Genomic DNA, 20,445 nt, shown 5'->3' with positions numbered 1-20,445 from the left:
GTAGCTTAAACACCCCGACGATCATTCTGTTAAAATGAAGGTCGACGCATGATTCATCTAAAAAACAACGAAAAAAAAGGATAAGACCTAGTCTTATCCTTTTTTGATGATCAGCGGAGTCAATTAGATTGCTGTTGTTTCGCCACGGTATACAATACCACGACGTGAGTCTACAGTTACTAACTCGCCATCAGTGATTGTTGAAGTTGCATCTTGTGCACCAACGATTACAGGAATGTCTTGTGCAATTCCTACAACTGCTGCGTGTGAAGTCAATCCGCCTTCTTCAACGATAACTGCTGCTGCTTTTTCAATTGCAGGCATATATTCTTTATCAGTTGTTGGAACAACTAAAACCATGCCGTCTTTTGCTTTTTTGATTGCTTCTTCAGCTGATGAAGCAACAACTGCATTTGCAACGACTGATTTTTGACCAACGCCTTGAGCTTCTAATAATTTTGAACCAATCATTTGAATTTTCATTACGTTAGTTGTTCCACGTTCACCAACTGGTACACCAGCAGTGATCAAGATCAAATCGCCTTCTGAAGCAAAGCCTAAGTCAACTGCTTTTTGAGCAGCTAATTCAAACATTTCGTCAGTTGTTGTTGGTTTTTCAGCAACTGTTGGGTAAACACCCCAGTTAAGCATCAAACCACGTTTTGTACGTTCGTCAAAAGTAACAGCCAAGATGTCAGCATCTGGACGGTATTTTGAGATCATTTTAGCTGTATAACCAGATTCAGTTGCAGCTACGATTGTTTTAACGCCTAAGTTTTTAGCAGCGCGTGCTACAGATAGACCGATTGTTTCAGTCACATCAGTTTTATCAAATTCGTTTAATTGGAAAGTGCCTAATTCTGATAATGCATTTTCAGCTTGTTGGTCAATACGAGCCATTGTTGCAACAGCTTCTACAGGGTAGTCACCGTTTGCTGATTCTCCTGATAACATTGTTGCATCAGTTCCGTCAAATACGGCATTGGCAACGTCAGAAGCTTCTGCACGTGTTGGACGTGGGTTTTCTTGCATTGATTCCAACATTTGTGTTGCTGTGATTACTGGGATACCAGCTGCATTACATTTTTTGATAATACGTTTTTGAACCATTGGAACTAATTCGGCAGGAATTTCAACACCCATGTCACCACGAGCGATCATTACACCATCAGAAACTTTGATGATTTCGTCGATGTTGTCGATTCCTTCTTGTGATTCGATTTTAGGAAAGATTTGAACGTGTGTCATATCTTTTTCTTCTAAAATTTCACGAATATCTAAAACGTCTTGCGCTTTACGTACAAAACTTGCAGCGATAAAGTCGATATCGTTATCTAGACCAAAACGAATATCATCTGCATCTTTAGGAGTAATCCCTGGTAAGCTGATTGAAACTCCTGGTGCATTAACCCCTTTACGAGATCCTAGCATTCCAGCATTTTTCACTTCTACAACTAATTCACGAGTTGCTTCGTCTTTTTCAATGATTTCCATATCGATCAAGCCATCATCGAATAAAATGTGTCCACCTACATGAACGTCTTCAAATAGTCCAGGGTAAGTAACAGCGATTTTTTCTTTTGAACCTACATGTTCAGGATCCATTGAGATACGAGTTTTATCTCCTACTTCAAATTTGATGTATCCTGCACGACCAAAATCAGCTTCAGTTGTGCCTTGAACAGTTGTACGAATTTCAGCACCTTTTGTATCTAAAAGGATACCTACATCTTTACCTGTTTTTTTAACTGCTTCACGGACCATTGTCATACGTGATAATTGTTCTTCATGATCACCATGTGAAAAGTTAAAGCGGAAGACATTTGCCCCAGATTCAATCAATTTAGAAATAGTTTCTACTGAATTACTTGCTGGTCCTAATGTACTAACGATTTTGGTTTTTTTCATTTTACAAAACTCTCCCATTCAATTTTGTTTATTTAAAGCTGGTTAAAGCCTAAATACAAAGATAACAAGCTATACCTATTTTTAACTATAGCTTAAATTTCAAATAACAGGCTTTCAATCTTAGAATGAAAGTGAGTTATTTAAGTCATAAAGTGATAAGTCTGGTTTGTGTTTGTTGCTTTCTAGTGTTTCGATGATATCTGCAGCGACCATTTCATTGTCGCGGATACCCACACATAGACCACCTTTACCTGCACGAAGCAAGTCAACAGCATAAGCACCAAATTTGCTTGCTAACACACGGTCACGTGCGCTAGGTGAGCCACCACGTACTACGTGTCCTAAAATGGATACACGTGTATGGTAATCACCATATTCAGAAAGTTTTTCGGCAAATTCATTTCCGCCCATTACGCCTTCTGCTAAGATGATCAAGCAATGTTTTTTACCACGATCGCGACCTTCTTGGATTTTTTTAGCCACAGATGCCATATCAAAATCATGTTCAGGAATGATAATTTCATCTGCGCCACCGGCAACACCTGACCATAATGCGATATCGCCAGCGTTACGTCCCATTACTTCAATAACAAACGTACGAACGTGTGAAGTTGCTGTATCACGAATGCGGTCGATTGATTCTAAAACTGTGTTGATTGCTGTATCAAAACCGATTGTGAAATCAGTTCCTGGAATATCGTTGTCAATTGTTCCTGGAACACCAACAGCTGGAAATCCACGTCTTGTCAATGCCATTGCTCCATGGTAAGAGCCATCTCCACCGATAACAACTAAACCTTCGATACCGAATTTTTTCAATTGTTCGATCCCTTTTAATTGACCTTCTTCAGTCGCAAATTCAGGGTAACGTGCAGAGTACAAGAATGTCCCACCACGTTGGATTTTATCACCCACATCTGCAACATCTAGACGACGAATATCTCCTGCAACTAATCCAGCAAATCCATAGTTGATTCCATATACTTCGAGCCCTTCATAAATCCCTTTACGAACAACGGCACGAATAGCAGCATTCATTCCAGGTGCGTCTCCGCCACTGGTCAAAATTCCAATGCGTTTCATAATAATCATTCACCTCATTAAAATACTTTATCCTAAGCAATGCTTAGGTTAATAACCTTCTTTGCGTTAACCACGACTAACATTCTAACATTATTTTTAGCAATTGTCTTGATTTACTGATAAAAAAATGAAAAAAAATGAAAGCAAATAGTATATTTTACCGTAAGTTATTTGAAAACAACATTTTCTGGTTGGAGCAAGTAAGCTAATTGACTCTTCAAGCTCTTACTTCCATCGACCCAATAAGCTTCTGCCAGCACTACTTTCCGTTGATTCTTTTCATGGTACATCACGACTGGAATGTACCCAGAATGTTTCTGAAAAATAGTTTGCAATTGTTTCATCGTTTGCGGATTATCAAATTCTTCTTTGATTCGTAAGTAGCAAGTCTGATCTTGATATTGTTCTTCTAATTCTACAGGATCAGCAAAATTTTCGCCAATCAATTGCAACTCTTGGTTGTATTTACTCGTTTCTGTTCGTCCTTGAACAAAGATCACTTTATTCAACTCAAACAATGAACGAAATTGTCGATAGGATTTGGGGAATACAGTGATCGTGATTTCTCCACTGATATCTGTTCCTTCAACAAAAGCCATCAACTCCCCTTTTTTAGTTCTGATTTCACGGATATTTTTAATCATCACTAATACACTGACTGTTTGTTTCGGAATAACTTCAGTAATTAACCGGATTTTTTTAGCTAATTTCAAGCGTTCATAGCCTTCTGTTGGGTGCCCTGAAAGATAAATGCCTAAATATTCCTCTTCTAATTGCAGCTTTTCTTCTAAAGAATAGTCAGCCACTTCTTCTTCTTTTAAAGCCATGATCCCTAGGAGATCTAAGCTTCCACCACTATAAATAATGTTTTGTATTTTTCCTTCTAAATCGAGCATCAATTGTTTTCGATTCGGTGCCAATTCATCAAATACGCCCACTGCTACTAATGACTGGATCAACTCTAATTTTAGCCAGCGTTTATCTAAACGAATCAAGAATTGATCCACTGATTGATAAGCGCCATTTTCTTTTCGATCTTTTAAGATATCCTCAATGAAGTCTTTTCGGACACCTTTGATCGCAGTTAGACCAAAACGAATCTCTTCTGGATTAATCAGCTCAAAGCCATAATAGCTCTGATTAATGGAAGGTGCTGCTAGTTTTAATTTTTTCTTTCTTGCCTCAGCGATGTATTCTTTTAATTTGGTCGTATTGTGTCGAACCGAATTTAGTAAACTAACAAAAAATGCGCCTGGATGGTGGGCTTTGAGGTACGCCATTTGAAACCCAACAAATGAATAAGCAAACGCATGCGAGCGATTGAAACCATAATTGGCAAAACGTTCGATATAGTCATAGACTTCGACCGCTTTTTCTTTCGAATAGCCCTGACTTACTGCCCCACTGACAAAGTGTTCCCGCTCTTTGTCAATCACTTCTTTTTTCTTTTTACTGATTGCTCGACGCAAAATATCCGATTGGCCCAAAGAAAAACCAGCCATCTTTGCAGCGATTTGCATAATCTGTTCCTGATACACGATGACACCATATGTGTTTTTTAAAATAGGCATTAAGGAATCATCAGGATAATGGATCGTTTCTTTTCCTTTTTTGCGGGAAATAAACGTATCGATATTTTGCATTGGTCCTGGACGATATAACGCATTGACCGCCGCAATATCTTCAATTGTTTCTGGTCCTAATCGGCGTAAAACATTGCGAATACCTGCCGATTCAAATTGGAAAACCCCTGTAGTGTCTCCTTGTTGAAAGAGAAAAAGTGTCTTAGGATCATTTAAAGGAATTTGTTTCAATTGAATTTCTTTCTTTTCTACTTTTTTAATAGCTTTCAATGCGTAATCAATGATCGAAAGATTTCGCAATCCTAAAAAATCCATTTTGAGTAGTCCGATTGCTTCCACGTCATTCATCGTATATTGAGTTAAAAATGCTTCATCTGATCCTTTTTGTAATGGAACCAGATCTAATAGATTCTTATCACTGATCACAACACCCGCTGCGTGAGTCGAGACATGTCGAGGCAATCCTTCTAAAATCGAAGCTGTTTTAAATAGTAATTGATTTTTTTCACTTAACTGAACTAACTCCACTAAGGGTTTCGATGTCCGATATGCTTCGGGTAAGGTAATTTTCAACTGATTAGGGATCGCCTTTGACCATCGATTGGCTTCGCTTTGTGATAAACCAAAGACACGAGCCACGTCCCTTAACACCATCTTAGCCGCCATCGTCCCAAACGTTGCAATTTGCGCCATATGGTATTGTCCATATTTTTCTCTGACATAATTCAAGACTTCTTCTCTACGATTATCAGGGATATCCAAATCGATATCTGGCATCGTATAACGTTCTGGGTTTAAGAAACGCTCAAAAAGCAAATCATATTGCAACGGATCGACATCGGTGATCTCCAAGATATATGCAACTAATGAACCAGCCGCTGATCCTCGTCCAGCGCCAGTCACGATTTTTTCTCGATGAGCAAACGCCATGACGTCCCACACGATCAAGAAATAATCATCAAAGCCCATTTGATGGATAATCGACAACTCATATGCTAGGCGCTCTTGATATTCAGGAGTGATTTCTTCGACTCGCTCTGCTAATTTTGCGTGGCACAATTCATCAAGGTACTGACCAGCACTTTTCTGATCTGGTACTGGATAATGAGGTAGCAGCTTTTGATGAAATTGAAATTCAAAGGAAACCGATTGAGCTAAACGTTGCGCACCCTCTAGCGCATCAACCAACTGTGCTTCATTAAACCGTTGGATCATTTCATTTTCAGCAAGTAAAAAACCTGTTTTCGTTTCTATCTTTTGTTGGTTGATTGCTTCCATAGAAAGTTGGCTCCCAGCTCGAAGATGTTTCATCGTCTCAAGCGCAAACAGTTCTTCTTGTCTTAAGCTGGCAATAGGTTGTAATGCACATAAGGAATAATTGTTTTCTGCTAGGAACGTTACCCAACCACTTGGTAGTTCTGAGAAACTTTCAGTGATTCCAACATAAAAATCTTGTCGACCTACTTTTTCTTTGAGTGCTTGCCAATGGGCAGTAAAGGTCTCTGTTTGATTAAATTCAGCTACCACAGAATGTTGGGGAGGAACGACGAAAATCAAATGATCTGATTCTGTAAATTCTGATAATGCGAGACTTTCTTGAATCATTTTTTTACTCGACAGCTTCATCAATTGCTGGTAGCCAACGCCATCTTTCGCATATACCAATAAATCAAAAGCTTGGGACTCATAAGTATAAGTAAGGAGCATGCCGACAATTGGCTTTATTCCTTCTTTGATACATGTTTGATAAAACTCGGGTATCCCATACAGTACATCTTGATCAGTTATTCCTAGGACTGTATAACCTAGTGCTTTTGCCTTTTGGACATAATCTTGGATCCTGATCGTGCTTTGCAACAGCGAATAGGAGGTTTTTGTATATAATTGTGGGAAAAACATGGTCATTCCACCTTTTGTATAGTTAGACAATTAATCAATGCGTTCATTTATCTACTATGAGTATAGGATAAACGACAACGCATTTGTAATCATTCTCTTTGATTTGCATTTTTATTATTTTATCATATGGACTGGTTAAATCATAAAACTTGTTTTTTTACAACTAGCTTTCTTTACATTCAGCAAAATTCTGGTAAACTAAGCTTAGAAAAGAGGTGTTCTTTATGCGATATATCGTCACATTATTTTGGTCATTTGTCTTAGGTCAAGTCGTAGGTTACATTGGTGGGGCTCTTACAAGCGGTGGCTATGATTTTACTTTAACAACGATTATTTCATTGGTTGCAGGCGTTGTTGTCATTTTACTTGGTGCATTGGCAACTCCTAGAAAAGAAGCCTCATCACATTCATAAAAGCCAAATGAGGGTGGGACGCAGTCTCATCCTTTTTATGTATTTTGATAAAATCATTTCGCTTTCCATTAACTTTTTGGAGTGGAAAAGTTAAGCCTGGGACAAAAGGTCGTCCCGGGCTCTTTATCATGCGCAAAAATGAATAATTGTTGTTCCTTGAAATAAGCCTGAATTTCTCAAAACATGAGCGGTTATTTCAACAAATTCTTCCCTAGTGTCATCGGAACTGCGAGGTTTTAAAGACAGCGACACACGATCTTTTCATCATCTGATCAGAAGCGTTGCCGAAGAACTTTTCTGAAGTTAAATAAAGATAATAGGATATTAGATAAAACAAAGAGGCTTGTAGCAATGAACACTGCGCGATAGTTAAAGGCATGCGCAACCGTCGAGCCCACCATCGGTCCAAAGACTTGTCCAAAATTACTACACATTTGATTGTAACTATAGATTCGACTCACTCCTTCTGGCGGCGTGATCTTACTGATGAGTGTATTGATGGATGGCATTAACGCTCCCGTCGAAAAACCAAGAATAAACCGTAAGATCCCCAACTGTAAAGGGGTCGCTACAATAGCCATGGGCAAGTAGCAACAAAAAGATAAGGTTAGCCCTGCAAGCAGTACTTTTTGGTTCCCTATTTTATCCCCTAATTTCCCTAGTTTAGGAGATGAAAAAACTGCAGACACACCTGAAATCGAAACGATTAACCCACTAACAAATAAAATATTTCCTGAATTACCGCTTAGCTCACGAATATATAGGGTCAAAATAGGACTGATAGTTGTGATACCAATTTGAAGAATCAAAGTGGTCACAAATAATCCGATCAGAATGGATAAATGATCCATTTTGGCAAAGATTTCTTTTGTACTGATCATATCATTTTTTTCTACTGGTTGAAAATCTTCTTTTACCAAGAAAATGGTTAAAAGTGTTGTTACAAGTAATAATACCCCAGTAATCAAGAAAACATTCTCCATACCAAACCACTGTGCCAGCGCACCTCCCATTGATGGTCCGATCAAACTGCCGGCAATTGCTCCAGTCGATAAAGTTCCTAATGCCCAACCACTTTTTTCTTTTGGTGCTTGTGAAGCAATCATCGCAGTCGCGTTAGGAATATAACCTGATAAAATGCCATTTAAAAAACGCATGACCAGTAACCAATACGCATTGGGAACAAAGGCCAACGATCCCATCGTTACCGTCATCCCTGCGGCAGCTCGGATCATCATGAGCTTTCGCCCTTTACGATCTGCCAAATTCCCCCATATTGGCGCTACGATAGCTGAAGCAAAGGCAGTAACAGATATCGCTAGACCGGAAAACAACTCAACTTGATCACTTGGTGTACCCAATTGTTCTACATATACAGGAATAAATGGCATAACTAAACTAAAACTAGCCCCTGTAAAAAAGCAGCCGATCCAAGCCACGAATAAATTTTTCTTCCATTGTATCTTCATTGATCATCCTCATTTCTTTATGTTTCTTTGCAAAAAATTTCTTTTTGAAACAGCATAAATTATGTATTGTTACTATATAGACGAAAGGTTTTGTTCCGAGCAGTACTATCTTCTACTTATTTACTATCTTAACAGTGAAAATCTTATGTTACAAAAAAACACTCTTAACAACTATATAAAATCGTTAAGAGTGCAAATACTACTTTTTTCGAATCATTCAAATGGTGATGGCAAAAAGCGTTTTTTCTTATTAAATTTGTGCTACTTTTTATTGTAAACTTACTCATGTTGCTGTTTCCTGACTTTTTAGCTGGTTCTTTAAGAAAATAGTTCAGCTACCAGTTAGGCTGGTTTACATCGTTGCTAAAATAATAAAGTTAAGGATAAACAAGACCACAACGATCCATAATGGGATTGAAATTTCTTTGAATTTCCCTTTGATTACTTTGACGATCGTGTAAAAAATGAAGCCGACAGCAATCCCATAAGAGATGCTATAACATAATCCCATAAAGATTGAAGCAAAGAATGCTGGTAGTGCTTCTTCCAGGTCAAGCCAATTGATATCTGTGAATGAAGCCATCATCATTACACCAACTAAAATCAATGCAGGTGCAGTTGCTTGAGTTGGAACGATAGAAATCAATGGTGAAAAGAAACTACTTAATGCAAATAAGACTGCAACCACTACTGAGGTCAAACCTGTTCGTCCACCAGCACCGATACCTGCAGCAGATTCTACATAAGTCGTCGTATTTGATGTTCCAAAGATTGCTCCTACAGATGTCGCAATGGCATCGGCAAAGAGCGCTTTATCCATTTTTGTCTTGAAACCTTTGCCATCTTCTAATGCTTCTTCATCTTCTTTTGAGAAGATCCCTGTACGGCGACCTGTTCCGATGAACGTCCCAATCGTATCAAATGTATCTGATAAACTAAACGCAATGATCGTCATGATTACTTGTGGAATCTTTGAAGAATCACTAAATAATGATTGCATCCCCTCTGGTCCAAAAGCAGCACCAAAAGTCGTGCCTAATTCTTTGAATGAACTTCCTAATGAATTGGCTTGCCAATCAATCGTACTTAAATCAACAACCCCCATCATAATCCCTAAGATAGTGGTTGCCACGATCCCGATCAACATCGCACCACGAACATTTTTTACCACCAGGATCGCTGTTAAAATCAAACCGATCACAGCTAATAAAATCGGTGCATTATTGAAGTTGGCTAAAGCTGGAACGATCCCACCATTGATTGTGACATTCGTTGCCTTGCCTCCGTCAACCACCGAACTAGTGATTGCTGCCTGATCAGCTGAAAAAGAGAGAAATCCTGCATTTTTGATCCCAACATAAGCGACAAAGATCCCGATCCCGCCTCCAATCGCATGTTGTAGACTTTCAGGAATGGAATGAATGATCAATTTTCGTATTTTGGTCACAGTAATAAAAATGTTGACCATCCCACAAATAAAGACCATCGCTAAAGCTTGTTGCCAAGAATAACCTAATCCAAAAACTACTGTAAAAGTAAAAAAGGCATTTAATCCCATTCCAGGTGCTTGCGCATAAGGTACATTTGCAAACAACCCCATTACCAAAGTACCAATGATCGAAGCGATGATTGTTGCTAAGAATACTGCCTGAAAAGGCATCCCTGATGCTGACAAAATGGTTGGATTTACAAATAAGATATAACTCATTGCAAAGAATGTCGTAACCCCAGCCATGATTTCTGTTGGTACATTTGTCTTATTTTTCTTTAATTGGAAAAACTTTTCCATAAAAAATTTCCACTCCCTGAATTTTTTTGACGTAAAATCAAATAATAAAATAAAATAAGTCAACTATTCCATTTACGTCGAACAATTATTGATTATAATTATAATTCGTTCGCTTTTCAATAAAATCATTAAAAAAAGCAATAAAAAAATGCTTAATGTTCGTGTTTTGCCTTATAAATGGTTATTGAACAAAATGTATCCGTTCTCTTTAATTTAAAAAAGACTTCTTTTTCCCTTACATTTGCACCTTGTTAAAAAAAATATATGTGCTAGACTGAAACACATACTAGCATTGAAAGGAATGACATTTTTGAATAGAAAGCTCATTGCCATTGATTTAGACGGAACAACTTTAAATCCGGATTCAATCATTACTTCAAAAACTGAAGAAACATTAAAAAAAGCGATTAACGCTGGTCACCATGTCAGTATTGCTACTGGGCGCCCCTTCCGAATGAGTTATCATTATTATCAGCAATTAGGATTGTCTACACCGATGGTCAACTTTAACGGTGCTTTAGTACATATCCCTAATCAATATTGGGCTCATGAAAAAGAAACCTCGATCGATAAACGCATCGTATTCGAGATTTTAGCTCAAAAACGCCAATTGAATTTAGATTTCATTGCTGCAGAAAATCGTGAAACTTATTTTATTGACAGCTTTGATTTTTTTGATGAAAAAATTTTTGCTGCATCAAATCCTAGCCCTCAAAATTTATTATCGCCTAAAAATCTGACAACTGATCCAACCTCTTTACTGGTTCGAACAGAAAAATGCTATGCTGAACAAGTTTCAGCTGAATTAACCCGTCAATTCGGTAATTTTGTTGATGTTCGTACTTGGGGAGGACCAATGGCTATTTTAGAAATCGTTTCTAAAGGAATTGAAAAAGCCAAAGGCGTTCATCGCATTGCCAATTACCTTGATATCGATCAAAAAGATGTCATTGCTTTTGGTGACGAACATAACGATTTGGAACTATTAGAATATGCTGGCTGGGGAGTTGCAATGAAAAATGGTACCGATCAATTAAAAGGCGTTGCTAACGATGTCACTGAACACACCAACCAAGAAGATGGCTTAGCTACGTATCTAGAAGACTTATTAGCCCTTTAAAATCAAAAAAGACCGTTCCAGAGAAAACAAATTGTATTTCTCTGGAACGGTCTTTTTAGTTGTTGGTCTTTTTATTTTGCCATGAACATATCGTAGTAAGTGTCCATGATTTCTTTTGCAATGACTAGATTCATATGATCTTTTTCATCTAATAAGTTCGGTAGAACGACACTAATTGCAATTTGTGGGTTATCACTCGGACCATAGGCCACGATATTACTATTTACTGTGGTAATATCTGGATGACCTTCAGCTACAGTTTCGGCTGTACCAGTCTTAGCAGACAAATCCATTTTTGCACTAGCTAAAGGTTTAGCTGTCGTATACGCATCTGTTCCATGAACAACTTGATGGAATCCTTCACGAAGGATCGACATATCAGCTGGAGAAATATCAACGGTATCTTCGACTTTTGTTTCCAGCTCTTTTTTCACCGGACCAAGGTTCCCATTTTCATCATTTCCATAGATTCCCTTGACTAAACGAGGTTGGATTCTCTTACCACCATTGGCTACAGTTGAAGCATACTGCGCTAATTGGATCGGTGTATAGGTATCAAACTGACCAAAAGCTAAGTCAGTAAAGTTACCTGGTGTGTACCATTGAGCACCATTATCTGCATTAAATTTCTTCATAAAATCAACAGAACGAGAAATCCCTGGTGATTCATTTGGTAGATCAATCCCAGTTTTTGTTCCTAAACCAAACTGTTTGAACGCTTTACGTAATTCTTCATAGGCTTTTGACTCTTCATTTAGTGAAGGAAGTCCCATATTTGGTGTATATTCCAATCCCAGCATTTTCAACGCAACTTTGATCATATACGTATTCGATGATAGTTCAAGTGCTTTGACTGCATTGATTGCAATACGCCCGCTTCGATTAAAGACCGAACTCTTTTCAGAAGAGCCTTGTAATTTGATTGGCTCATCGACTAACACTTGGTTACCTGAGATCACATTCGTTTGCCAACCAGCAGTTAACGTACCTGCTTTGACTACTGACCCTGGAGTAAAGGCGCTAGTAATATTCCCCAAAGCATTTTCTGTCAACTCTTTGGACCCTTCTTGGTGGCTAAATCCTGTCATAGCCAATATCTCACCGGTTTGTGGATTCATCGCTACTGCATACGCCCCTGGCGAATAAGTTGCTTTTCCACTATCCACTAATTTTTGGTAGTTTGTCTTTAAGATATTTTCGACTTTGGCTTGGAAATCAGCGTTAAGAGACAACATGAGGTTGGACCCTTTTTCACCAGCAAAGATTTCTTTTTGATTCGTTACATTCCCATTACTATCGAGGGTTACTTCATATTGGGTTTTTGTTCCTTGTAAAACATCTTCATATTGCTTTTCAAGGTAACTTTGTCCCACACGATCATTACGAGAATAGCCTTTAGCTAAGTATTCATCTACTTCATCAGCTGGTAAACCTTGTTTTTCTGTTGTCACACTACCTAAAATACTTTTGATTGAGTCAGCAGCCGTGTATTGACGTGTCCAGTCGGTTCCTGTGGATACTCCAGGTAGTTCTGAAGCATGTTCGGAAACAACCGCTAATTCTTGATCAGTCACACCTGAATTTTTGATAAATACCGTGTTCAACTCATACGCACTATTCATGCGTTTAAAAATCGTCGCGATTTTTAATTGTTCTTCATTGAAGTTGATTTCACTATCGGTTACTTTATCAACTAACGCTTTGTATTGATCGCTGGAATCAAGTTGTTTTTCCTTTGCTGTTAAGCGTTCCGTTGCTTCTTTCAAATGCTTAGGATCAGCTAACCAAAAGTCTTTTTTATCTCGTTCAGTTAAATTTTCATCAACTGGCACATTGATTAATTGATTTAGTCTTGTCGCTACTTTAAGAAGATCCTCTGCCGTCATTTTTGTTCCTCTGGTGAAAGTAATTGCTTGATTCGCTTGGTTCGTCACCAATGGTTTACCTGTCGAATCGTAAATCATCCCCCTCGGAGAACTGGTTTGGATCGTTAGTGTCGATGATGATTTCACTTTGGCTTCCATTGCTTCGCCATTAACGATTTGTAGATAACCTAATCGTGCAATCAATGCGACGAATAATGTAAATATGATGAAAAAAAGAAAATTCAACCGAAAAGGGACATGTGAACGTCGAAATGTTTTGTTTTTCGGCTCTTGTGCACCTTTTTTCAATTTATCCATCCATGAATTGTTTAATAGTTTTTTCATAAACTCTCTCATCATTCCTATCTTTTTCCTACTTACTGTTATGTTTCATTGTACCTAAATTTCTTGAAATAAAAAAGAAGAAACGAAAATCACTAATAAATTCTTTAACTTATTTCAAGTTGATATTCTTTTTTTGTTTCACAGGATAAAATCGTGTCAAGTTTTCAAACAATTCAAACCTTTAAAAAATAAAGTTTTTTATTTAATTTATCATTTTCTTATCGTGAAACACAACAAATGATATTTTTACTGTGGAAAACTTTTTATAATGCTCTTACCGTTTTGAACCAAAGTATCCTTTAATTACTTGTCTGGTTTCACGAACTTTTTCCCCCAACTGTTCATTCTTTGTCATATATAAATAAAAAATAATATCGATAGTAACAAACTGAGCCAGCAAAGAATTTGTAGCAGCGCTTCGATTGGTAATTTCCTTTGGACGTGAGGTTTGTACAACAACATCCGCCAACTTACTTAAAGGATTATTTCCAAATTGCGTTAAAGCAATTACCTCAATCCCTAAATCTTTTGCGATTTCTCCAACTGCTACGACATCCGCGCTACTACCAGAATTGGAGACTAACCATAATACTTTTTTGGTTTCATTGCTTACTAATTGAGGAAGTAAAACATGGATATCTTTTTCAAAAATAATGGGTTTGCCTACTCTAGACCATTTTTGCAAAATGTCTTCCACCACTAAAGATGAAGCGCCCACGCCATATAAAAAGACTGTTTCAGCACTTTCCAGGGTTTCAACCACTTCTTGAATTTTTTCTTCATTTAAAATGTCCACCGTTTCTTTGATTGCCACTTGCGCATTATTTCCCAAAATGTGTTTGATCGAATAAAATGATTCGTTTGGATGAATATCACTGAAGCCTTCAACGATACCGGTTTGTAACTCGGTCGAAATATTTATTTTGAAGTCAGTCAAACTTTGAAACCCAATTTTTTTAGAAAATCGGACAACTGTGGGCGCACTTAACCCAGCAGCTTCTGCTAACTCGTTCGCAGTCATCGTGGGAATTTTTTCTACATTTTTGATGATATAATCAGCGAGCTTTTTTTCAGTTGAAGAATACTCCTCCATCATGCTCTCAATACGGCTAATAACGCTCATTTGTCTCACTTCCTTTTTCTCTTCCAGTCTAGCTAAGTATACCATATCCCACTAATAAGATCGTGACGTCTGACAAGAAAATTTTGTCATCATCTGTAAATAAATGTTTGAGAAAAAGTATGAGGCTAAAAAATAATTGATGAGGTTCGGCTACAGCAATAAAGCCCAAGGCAAGCCTTGGACTCTTAGATAAAAGATTAATTTTTCAAGAAGAATGGACGATTGCAGCTCCTGGTTATCCTATCATTCATATGATAGTTGCACTCTTTATCATGAAAATTTTGTTGTCTCACGTTGAATACTTTTGATAGAAGTCACGAGTATTTAACTCCAATTTATAAATGATGTCATGACAGAACTTTTAGAGTTGGTGTTCCGCATGTGCTGCTCCTAATTGATTCCTAGAAGTTGAGAAGTTCATAGCATGTTGGATTTTCTCACTTATTTGTGCTAGTCTTTCTTCCTTAGTATTCTCGAATGGTTGTATTGATCGACTGAAAAGTTGTTTTGGCATATCATTTCTATTTGACGATCTTGCTAATATTTGTTCCATTGTTAACAACACTTGTTTTTCTTCATATTTTTCTTGCTGTATTTTTTCTACTACTATTTTGTTTAGGTCTTGATTCCTCATTTTTTGGCTATTGGAATATAACAGTCGGTTGAAAAACTGCTTAAACAAATTTTTTCTGAGACCAAGTTTAGTCTGCTCTTCATTTCTTTGTTTCATTTTGATTTTCGTTATAGGTAAAATATTCTCCATTTCATTCTTAGCACGAGGAGCTATTTCGATTTGATTCGTAAAATTACTTTTATGAGGAATCAAAGTTGTTTTGAACGCACGAATTTTTGTTGCCATTCTTTTCCGATCGTTTCTTATGTAACTGATCATTTTTGTTCTGAAAGAGCGGTCAAGCTTATGGATTTCCTGGTAAGTATTATTTAGTACTTTCTCAAGCATAGAAAAATCTCGCCTAATCAATTCCAACATTCGTTTAGCGGGACCAACGGATTTCAAATTTTTTTGATTCGTGGATTTATGTTGACTCCTTTGTTTAATCGCATGTTCAATTTTTACGATTAAATTTACTGCTAAGTTCTTTTTTTTACGATTGGCTTGTTTTGACTGCATTTCGTTTGTTTGCTCGCTTAACTCATTTTGAGCTACGTTATTTCCTTTTTTATTTAGCCTTTTATTTGTAAAAAAAGTTCCCATTTTCAGCCCTCCTTTTTTCCTTTTCAACCTAATAATAGCATAAGATGAAAGGCTTGCTTATTCATCTTTTCGTAATTTCAGAAAAAAAGATTCTCATTATCGCTTTGTTGTTTCAAATTGCACGCTTTAGCTTTAACTCTTAAAAAGATATGGGAGAAGCGTAACAATCCGCTTAGTAAAAAACCGATGGTATCAAAAATCGTTTTCGATTTTCGACACCATCGGTTTGATCTTACATTCTAGGGTAGTCAGGTCACTTTTCCAACTATTGAAATTAACCTTGTCTACTATAATTTTGGACTTCAGCAACCATCGCATCAACGAACATGTTGAGATCTTCTACTGAAGTTTCTTTGCTTCCATATCGGCGAATATTGACCGTTGCATCAGCCACTTCTTTATCACCAACGACTAGTTGATATGGTATTTTTTGTGTTTGTGATGCACGAATCTTATAACCCATTTTTTCATTACGATCATCTACTTCGACACGTAGACCTTTCATTTGTAGACGTTCCTTGATTTCATAAGCATAGTCACTATGCGCTTCAACTGAAACAGGAATGATTGTTGCTTGGATCGGTGCTAACCAAGTTGGGAAAGCTCCTTTGTAAACTTCAGTTAAATAAGCAACAAAACGTTCCATCGTTGAAACGATCCCACGGTGGATAACTACTGGACGATGTGTATTTTCACCATCTTCACCAACATAAGTTAAATCAAAGCGTTCTGGAAGCAAGAAGTCTAATTGGATCGTTGATAATGTTTCTTCTGTTCCTAAAGCTGTTTTGACCTGAACATCCAATTTTGGACCATAGAAAGCAGCTTCTCCTTCTGCTTCGAAGTAGTCCAATTCCAATTCATCCATTGCGGCTTTTAACATCACTTGCGCTTTTTCCCACATAGCATCATCATCAAAATATTTATCCGTGTTATTCGGATCGCGATAGCTCAAACGGAAACGATAGTCTGTAATATTGAAGTCAGCGTAAACTGCGACCATCAATTCCAACGTACGTTTAAACTCATCTTTGATTTGATCAGGACGTACAAAGGTATGCCCATCGTTCAATGTCATTTCACGAACACGCTGTAAACCTGATAGCGCACCTGATTTTTCGTAACGGTGCATCATGCCTAGTTCAGCGATACGGATTGGTAATTCACGGTAGGAATGGATCGCATTTTTATAGACCATCATATGATGCGGGCAGTTCATCGGACGAAGAACTAACATTTCACCATCACCCATATCCATTGGTGGGAACATGTCTTCTTGGTAATGATCCCAGTGACCTGATGTTTTATACAATTCTACATCTCCCATGATTGGTGTGTAGACATGTTGGTAACCTAAGCTGATTTCTTTATCAACGATATAACGTTCAATTGTTCGACGAATCGTTGCACCTTTAGGTAACCAGAATGGTAAGCCTGAGCCAACTTGTGGTGATACCATAAATAGATCTAGTTCTTTTCCTAATTTACGGTGGTCTCTTTCTTTTGCTTCTTCACGTAGACGAATAAATTCTTTTAAGTCTTTTTTATCAAAGAATGCTGTCCCATAGACACGTTGCATCATTTGATTGTTTGAATTTCCACGCCAGTAAGCTCCAGCTACAGATAATAGTTTGAAGACTTGGATACGACCGGTTGATGGGACATGTGGTCCACGGCATAAATCAATAAATTCTCCTTGTTGATAAGCAGTGATTACTTCCTCATCTGGTAATTCACTGATCAATTCTACTTTATAAGGATCACTTGCAAAGATTTCCAGAGCTTCTTCTTTAGAAAGAACTTTACGTTCGATCGGTAAGTTTTCTTTCACGATTTTCATCATTTCTGCTTCGATTGCTGGAAGATCTTCGGCACTGATTTGGTTTTCACCGTTGTCTGTGTCATAGTAAAATCCTGAATCGATTGCTGGTCCGACACCGAAATGGATATTTGGGTACAAGCGTCTCATAGCTTGTGCCATCAAGTGTGCGGTTGAGTGACGTACCAATGCTAATGCATCTTCGTGGTCAGGTGTAACGATCTCGATTGACGCATCTTCTTCGATGCCACGATTCAAGTCAATCAACTGACCGTTCACTTTACCGGCTAATGCTTTTTTAGCTAAACTTTTGGAAATACCTGCAGCAATCTCAGCAGTCGTGATTCCCGCATCAAACTCTTTCACTGCGCCATCTGGAAAAGTAATTTTTATCATTAAAATAGCCTCCTTTGATTTTTTGATTGAATGAGTTGACACCAATAAAAAAGTCCCAGCACCTCATAAAAGAGATACTAGGACGAAAGATTCGTGGTTCCACCTAATTTCGAACGTTTACACGTTCCTTGAGCGTTATAACGGTACGACCGCCTTTGTTTCAACAAAGGTTTCGAAAGTGGTCCTCCTTTGGTTTTCTTCTGGAAAAGTTTCAGCCTGGCTTTTCCTCTCTTATCGAAGACTCTCAAATTCAGTTGTCTTTCTCATCAATCAACTATGTGTTTATTTAACCACTAATAAAAAGAAAAATCAAGTGTGGGTGTGACTTATTTTTTCCATTCACCATTTACACCATAAGTGCCTTTTTTCATTTCATTGATAATCACATGGATATGTTCTTTTGGTGCTTGGGTATTTTTATGAACAGCTTCTGTAATATCTTTCATCATATTTTCTAATTGTTCTGGACTACGTCCTTCAACTAGTTCTACGTGTACAAATGGCATTGTCTCGTCTCCTTTTAATGATTGCTATCTTAAATGCAAGTGGTCTTTTCAAACCTTCTTCTATGCTACGATCATACCGCAAAAAAAGCAAAGAGAAAAGGTCTTTTCTGATGTTACGTGTGGGATCGCTCATTTTTAGCCCGCAGTGCACTTAAAATCGAAACAGTGTCTACCACTTCTTGGAGAACCGCTCCAAACAAAGCGGGGATTACACCCGTACTAGCAACCAGCATTAAAAAAACACAAATAAAAATACCGATTAAAACAGATTGTTTCGCTACTTTCATCGTATCTCTGGAAATCGTTATGGCAGTAGCAACTTTTGTCAAATCATCTTTTAGGATCACCGCATCAGCACTTTCACTAGCTGCCGTTGATCCGTGTGCGCCCATGGCTATTCCAACATCTGCGATCGTCAGAGCTGGAGCATCGTTGACCCCATCGCCCACCATCGTTACGGGACGTTCACTTTCGGGAATACTCTCAAGGACATTTAATTTGTCCTGTGGCAAACAACGAGCATGAACAGCCGTGAGACCAACCTCCTTCGCAATTGATTCAGCGATAGCAGGTCCATCCCCTGTGATCATCATCAAATCCGCTACACCCATTGTTTTCAATTGTTCAATCGTTGCTTGAGCTTCTGGACGCAGCACGTCTGAAAATAAGATCGTACCCGAAAAATGGTCATCAATTGCAACATAGATAGCTGTTTTAGTAGATTGGCTTTCTTTGGCACCGACAAATGAAGCTCTGCCAACTTTAACGAAATGTCCATCTACTCTAGCTTGTATTCCTTGCCCCGTGATCTCTTTTAATTCATTCACTGGCAATAATTTTTCGCTATCGACTTCATGGACTAGTGATCGGGCTAAGATATGACTTGATTCTTGTTCGGCACTTGCCGCATAGACCAAGAGCGTTTCTGATGTTACACCAGCTTCTGGATGAATACTTGCTACTTCGAGGACCCCTTTAGTGATGGTACCCGTTTTATCAAATGCAACTGTCTTGGTTCGTGCTAATTTTTCCACAGCAGTTCCTGTTTTGATGACGATTCCGTTTTTACTTGAACGACTCATTCCAGCCACTAAAGCAATCGGTGCAGCTAAAATCAAAGGACAAGGTGAAGCAACAACGAGAACTTCTGCGAAACGAACAGGATTCTTCGTGACCCACCAGGAAATACCTCCGATCAAATAAGCGATCAATGTAAAAGGCACCGCATAACGATCCGCTAAGCGTACAAAATGAGCTGGTTTTTCTTTTGATTCTTCGACCAATTTAATAATTTGTTGGTATTGACTATCAGCTGCTCTTCTTTCAACGATCATTTGAACGGAACCGTCCCCATTGACTGAGCCAGACATCAGTTCATCGCCTGCTTTTTTTAATACAAGTTTGGCTTCACCCGTTAATGAAGACTCATCAAATTGCGACTCACCTTTTACTACTTTTCCGTCAACGGGCACTAATTCTCCTGGTTTCACCACTAATAAATCATTAATCTCAACAGCTTCTACTGGAATATCTTTCAATTGGTCATTCATCAATTGATGCGCTGTGCGTGGTGTATTGTCCAATAACGTTTGCAATTCTCGACTAGCTTTTTTATTGGCATAGTCTTCCAAACTGTCTCCGCCAGTCAACATGATCAGGATCATCAAACTGGCCCAGTACTCTCCTACCACTAATGTCGCAACAATCGCTGTGATAGCAAGAATGTCCACACCATATTTACCTGAACGTAATGTTTTAATCATCTCAATAAACATAAAGAAAGCCAAAATGCCACCCGTGATCGCGATAATCAGAAATGCAAGTGTGGGTCGTTTAAAAATAAATTCGCAAATAAGTGCCGTCATTCCAATCAAAACGGTGATTGAAAATTTTTTAAAATGTGTCATATTG

Annotated in this window: 13 protein-coding genes; 2 read left to right on the top strand and 11 right to left on the bottom strand. The window is 38.0% G+C overall.

The features are described from left to right. Positions 1-123: 123 nt before the first annotated feature. The 3 genes from pyk to dnaE form a co-directional block, all read right to left on the bottom strand. Positions 124-1,908: a pyruvate kinase gene (gene pyk, locus IGJ18_RS04805; protein WP_010719640.1), complete on the bottom strand. Its 1,785-nt coding sequence runs from the start codon at positions 1,906-1,908 to the stop codon at positions 124-126. 120 nt (positions 1,909-2,028) lie between these two features. Continuing rightward, on the bottom strand, positions 2,029-2,991 hold the full coding sequence (gene pfkA, locus IGJ18_RS04800; RefSeq protein ID WP_010719641.1) for a 6-phosphofructokinase: 963 nt from the start codon (positions 2,989-2,991) through the stop codon (positions 2,029-2,031). A 167-nt stretch (positions 2,992-3,158) separates the two neighbouring features. After that, positions 3,159-6,473 carry a DNA polymerase III subunit alpha gene (dnaE, locus tag IGJ18_RS04795; RefSeq protein WP_096709460.1) on the bottom strand — a complete coding sequence of 1,105 codons (3,315 nt, stop codon included), beginning with the start codon at positions 6,471-6,473 and terminating at the stop codon, positions 3,159-3,161. A 224-nt stretch (positions 6,474-6,697) separates the two neighbouring features. On the opposite strand from dnaE, the gene IGJ18_RS04790 reads away from it, so the two are divergent. Next, entirely contained in the window at positions 6,698-6,886 is a 189-nt protein-coding gene (locus tag IGJ18_RS04790; RefSeq protein WP_010719643.1) for a YjzD family protein, read from the top strand. A 272-nt stretch (positions 6,887-7,158) separates the two neighbouring features. Here the strand turns inward: IGJ18_RS04790 and IGJ18_RS04785 are convergent, their stop codons facing one another. After that, entirely contained in the window at positions 7,159-8,355 is a 1,197-nt protein-coding gene (locus tag IGJ18_RS04785) for a multidrug efflux MFS transporter (RefSeq protein ID WP_010738119.1), read from the bottom strand. A gap of 352 nt (positions 8,356-8,707) precedes the next feature. Beyond that, positions 8,708-10,144 (bottom strand): NCS2 family permease, encoded by a 1,437-nt coding sequence (locus IGJ18_RS04780; protein ID WP_034700533.1) that lies wholly within the window; start codon positions 10,142-10,144, stop codon positions 8,708-8,710. Between the two features lie 310 nt (positions 10,145-10,454). On the opposite strand from IGJ18_RS04780, the gene IGJ18_RS04775 reads away from it, so the two are divergent. Further along, the gene (locus IGJ18_RS04775) at positions 10,455-11,264 is read left to right on the top strand and encodes a Cof-type HAD-IIB family hydrolase (protein WP_010738121.1); all 810 of its coding nucleotides are present in this window, start codon (positions 10,455-10,457) and stop codon (positions 11,262-11,264) included. A 71-nt stretch (positions 11,265-11,335) separates the two neighbouring features. Here the strand turns inward: IGJ18_RS04775 and IGJ18_RS04770 are convergent, their stop codons facing one another. From IGJ18_RS04770 to IGJ18_RS04745, 6 genes are all read right to left on the bottom strand, one after another. Beyond that, on the bottom strand, positions 11,336-13,489 hold the full coding sequence (locus IGJ18_RS04770) for a peptidoglycan D,D-transpeptidase FtsI family protein (RefSeq protein WP_010738122.1): 2,154 nt from the start codon (positions 13,487-13,489) through the stop codon (positions 11,336-11,338). A 259-nt stretch (positions 13,490-13,748) separates the two neighbouring features. Next, positions 13,749-14,597, bottom strand: a complete 849-nt coding sequence (locus IGJ18_RS04765; protein ID WP_034700537.1) for a MurR/RpiR family transcriptional regulator — start codon at positions 14,595-14,597, stop codon at positions 13,749-13,751. A gap of 361 nt (positions 14,598-14,958) precedes the next feature. Beyond that, positions 14,959-15,813 carry a hypothetical protein gene (locus IGJ18_RS04760; protein WP_096709463.1) on the bottom strand — a complete coding sequence of 285 codons (855 nt, stop codon included), beginning with the start codon at positions 15,811-15,813 and terminating at the stop codon, positions 14,959-14,961. A 274-nt stretch (positions 15,814-16,087) separates the two neighbouring features. Next, positions 16,088-18,028 carry a threonine--tRNA ligase gene (gene thrS, locus IGJ18_RS04755; protein WP_034700539.1) on the bottom strand — a complete coding sequence of 647 codons (1,941 nt, stop codon included), beginning with the start codon at positions 18,026-18,028 and terminating at the stop codon, positions 16,088-16,090. Between the two features lie 326 nt (positions 18,029-18,354). Further along, a complete protein-coding gene (locus tag IGJ18_RS04750) occupies positions 18,355-18,534 on the bottom strand; it encodes a 2-hydroxymuconate tautomerase (protein ID WP_002287649.1) in 180 nt (59 codons plus the stop codon). A gap of 113 nt (positions 18,535-18,647) precedes the next feature. Continuing rightward, on the bottom strand, positions 18,648-20,441 hold the full coding sequence (locus IGJ18_RS04745) for a heavy metal translocating P-type ATPase (protein ID WP_438842951.1): 1,794 nt from the start codon (positions 20,439-20,441) through the stop codon (positions 18,648-18,650). Positions 20,442-20,445 lie beyond the last annotated feature (4 nt).

Origin of the sequence: Enterococcus sp. AZ078 (assembly GCF_051714985.1) — a bacterium.
GTDB classification, from domain to species: Bacteria; Bacillota; Bacilli; order Lactobacillales; family Enterococcaceae; genus Enterococcus_B; species Enterococcus_B hirae.
This window is presented reverse-complemented; position numbering and strand designations above follow the sequence as displayed.

Excerpts from the sequence above, each read along its gene's own strand:
- pyk (WP_010719640.1), bottom strand. The coding sequence starts at position 1,908 with ATGAAAAAAACCAAAATCGTTAGTACATTAGGACCAGCAAGTAATTCA.
- pfkA (WP_010719641.1), bottom strand. The coding sequence starts at position 2,991 with ATGAAACGCATTGGAATTTTGACCAGTGGCGGAGACGCACCTGGAATG.
- dnaE (WP_096709460.1), bottom strand. The coding sequence starts at position 6,473 with ATGTTTTTCCCACAATTATATACAAAAACCTCCTATTCGCTGTTGCAA.
- IGJ18_RS04790 (WP_010719643.1), top strand. The coding sequence starts at position 6,698 with ATGCGATATATCGTCACATTATTTTGGTCATTTGTCTTAGGTCAAGTC.
- IGJ18_RS04785 (WP_010738119.1), bottom strand. The coding sequence starts at position 8,355 with ATGAAGATACAATGGAAGAAAAATTTATTCGTGGCTTGGATCGGCTGC.
- IGJ18_RS04780 (WP_034700533.1), bottom strand. The coding sequence starts at position 10,144 with ATGGAAAAGTTTTTCCAATTAAAGAAAAATAAGACAAATGTACCAACA.
- IGJ18_RS04770 (WP_010738122.1), bottom strand. The coding sequence starts at position 13,489 with ATGATGAGAGAGTTTATGAAAAAACTATTAAACAATTCATGGATGGAT.
- IGJ18_RS04765 (WP_034700537.1), bottom strand. The coding sequence starts at position 14,597 with ATGAGCGTTATTAGCCGTATTGAGAGCATGATGGAGGAGTATTCTTCA.
- IGJ18_RS04760 (WP_096709463.1), bottom strand. The coding sequence starts at position 15,813 with ATGGGAACTTTTTTTACAAATAAAAGGCTAAATAAAAAAGGAAATAAC.
- thrS (WP_034700539.1), bottom strand. The coding sequence starts at position 18,028 with ATGATAAAAATTACTTTTCCAGATGGCGCAGTGAAAGAGTTTGATGCG.
- IGJ18_RS04750 (WP_002287649.1), bottom strand. The coding sequence starts at position 18,534 with ATGCCATTTGTACACGTAGAACTAGTTGAAGGACGTAGTCCAGAACAA.
- IGJ18_RS04745 (WP_438842951.1), bottom strand. The coding sequence starts at position 20,441 with ATGACACATTTTAAAAAATTTTCAATCACCGTTTTGATTGGAATGACG.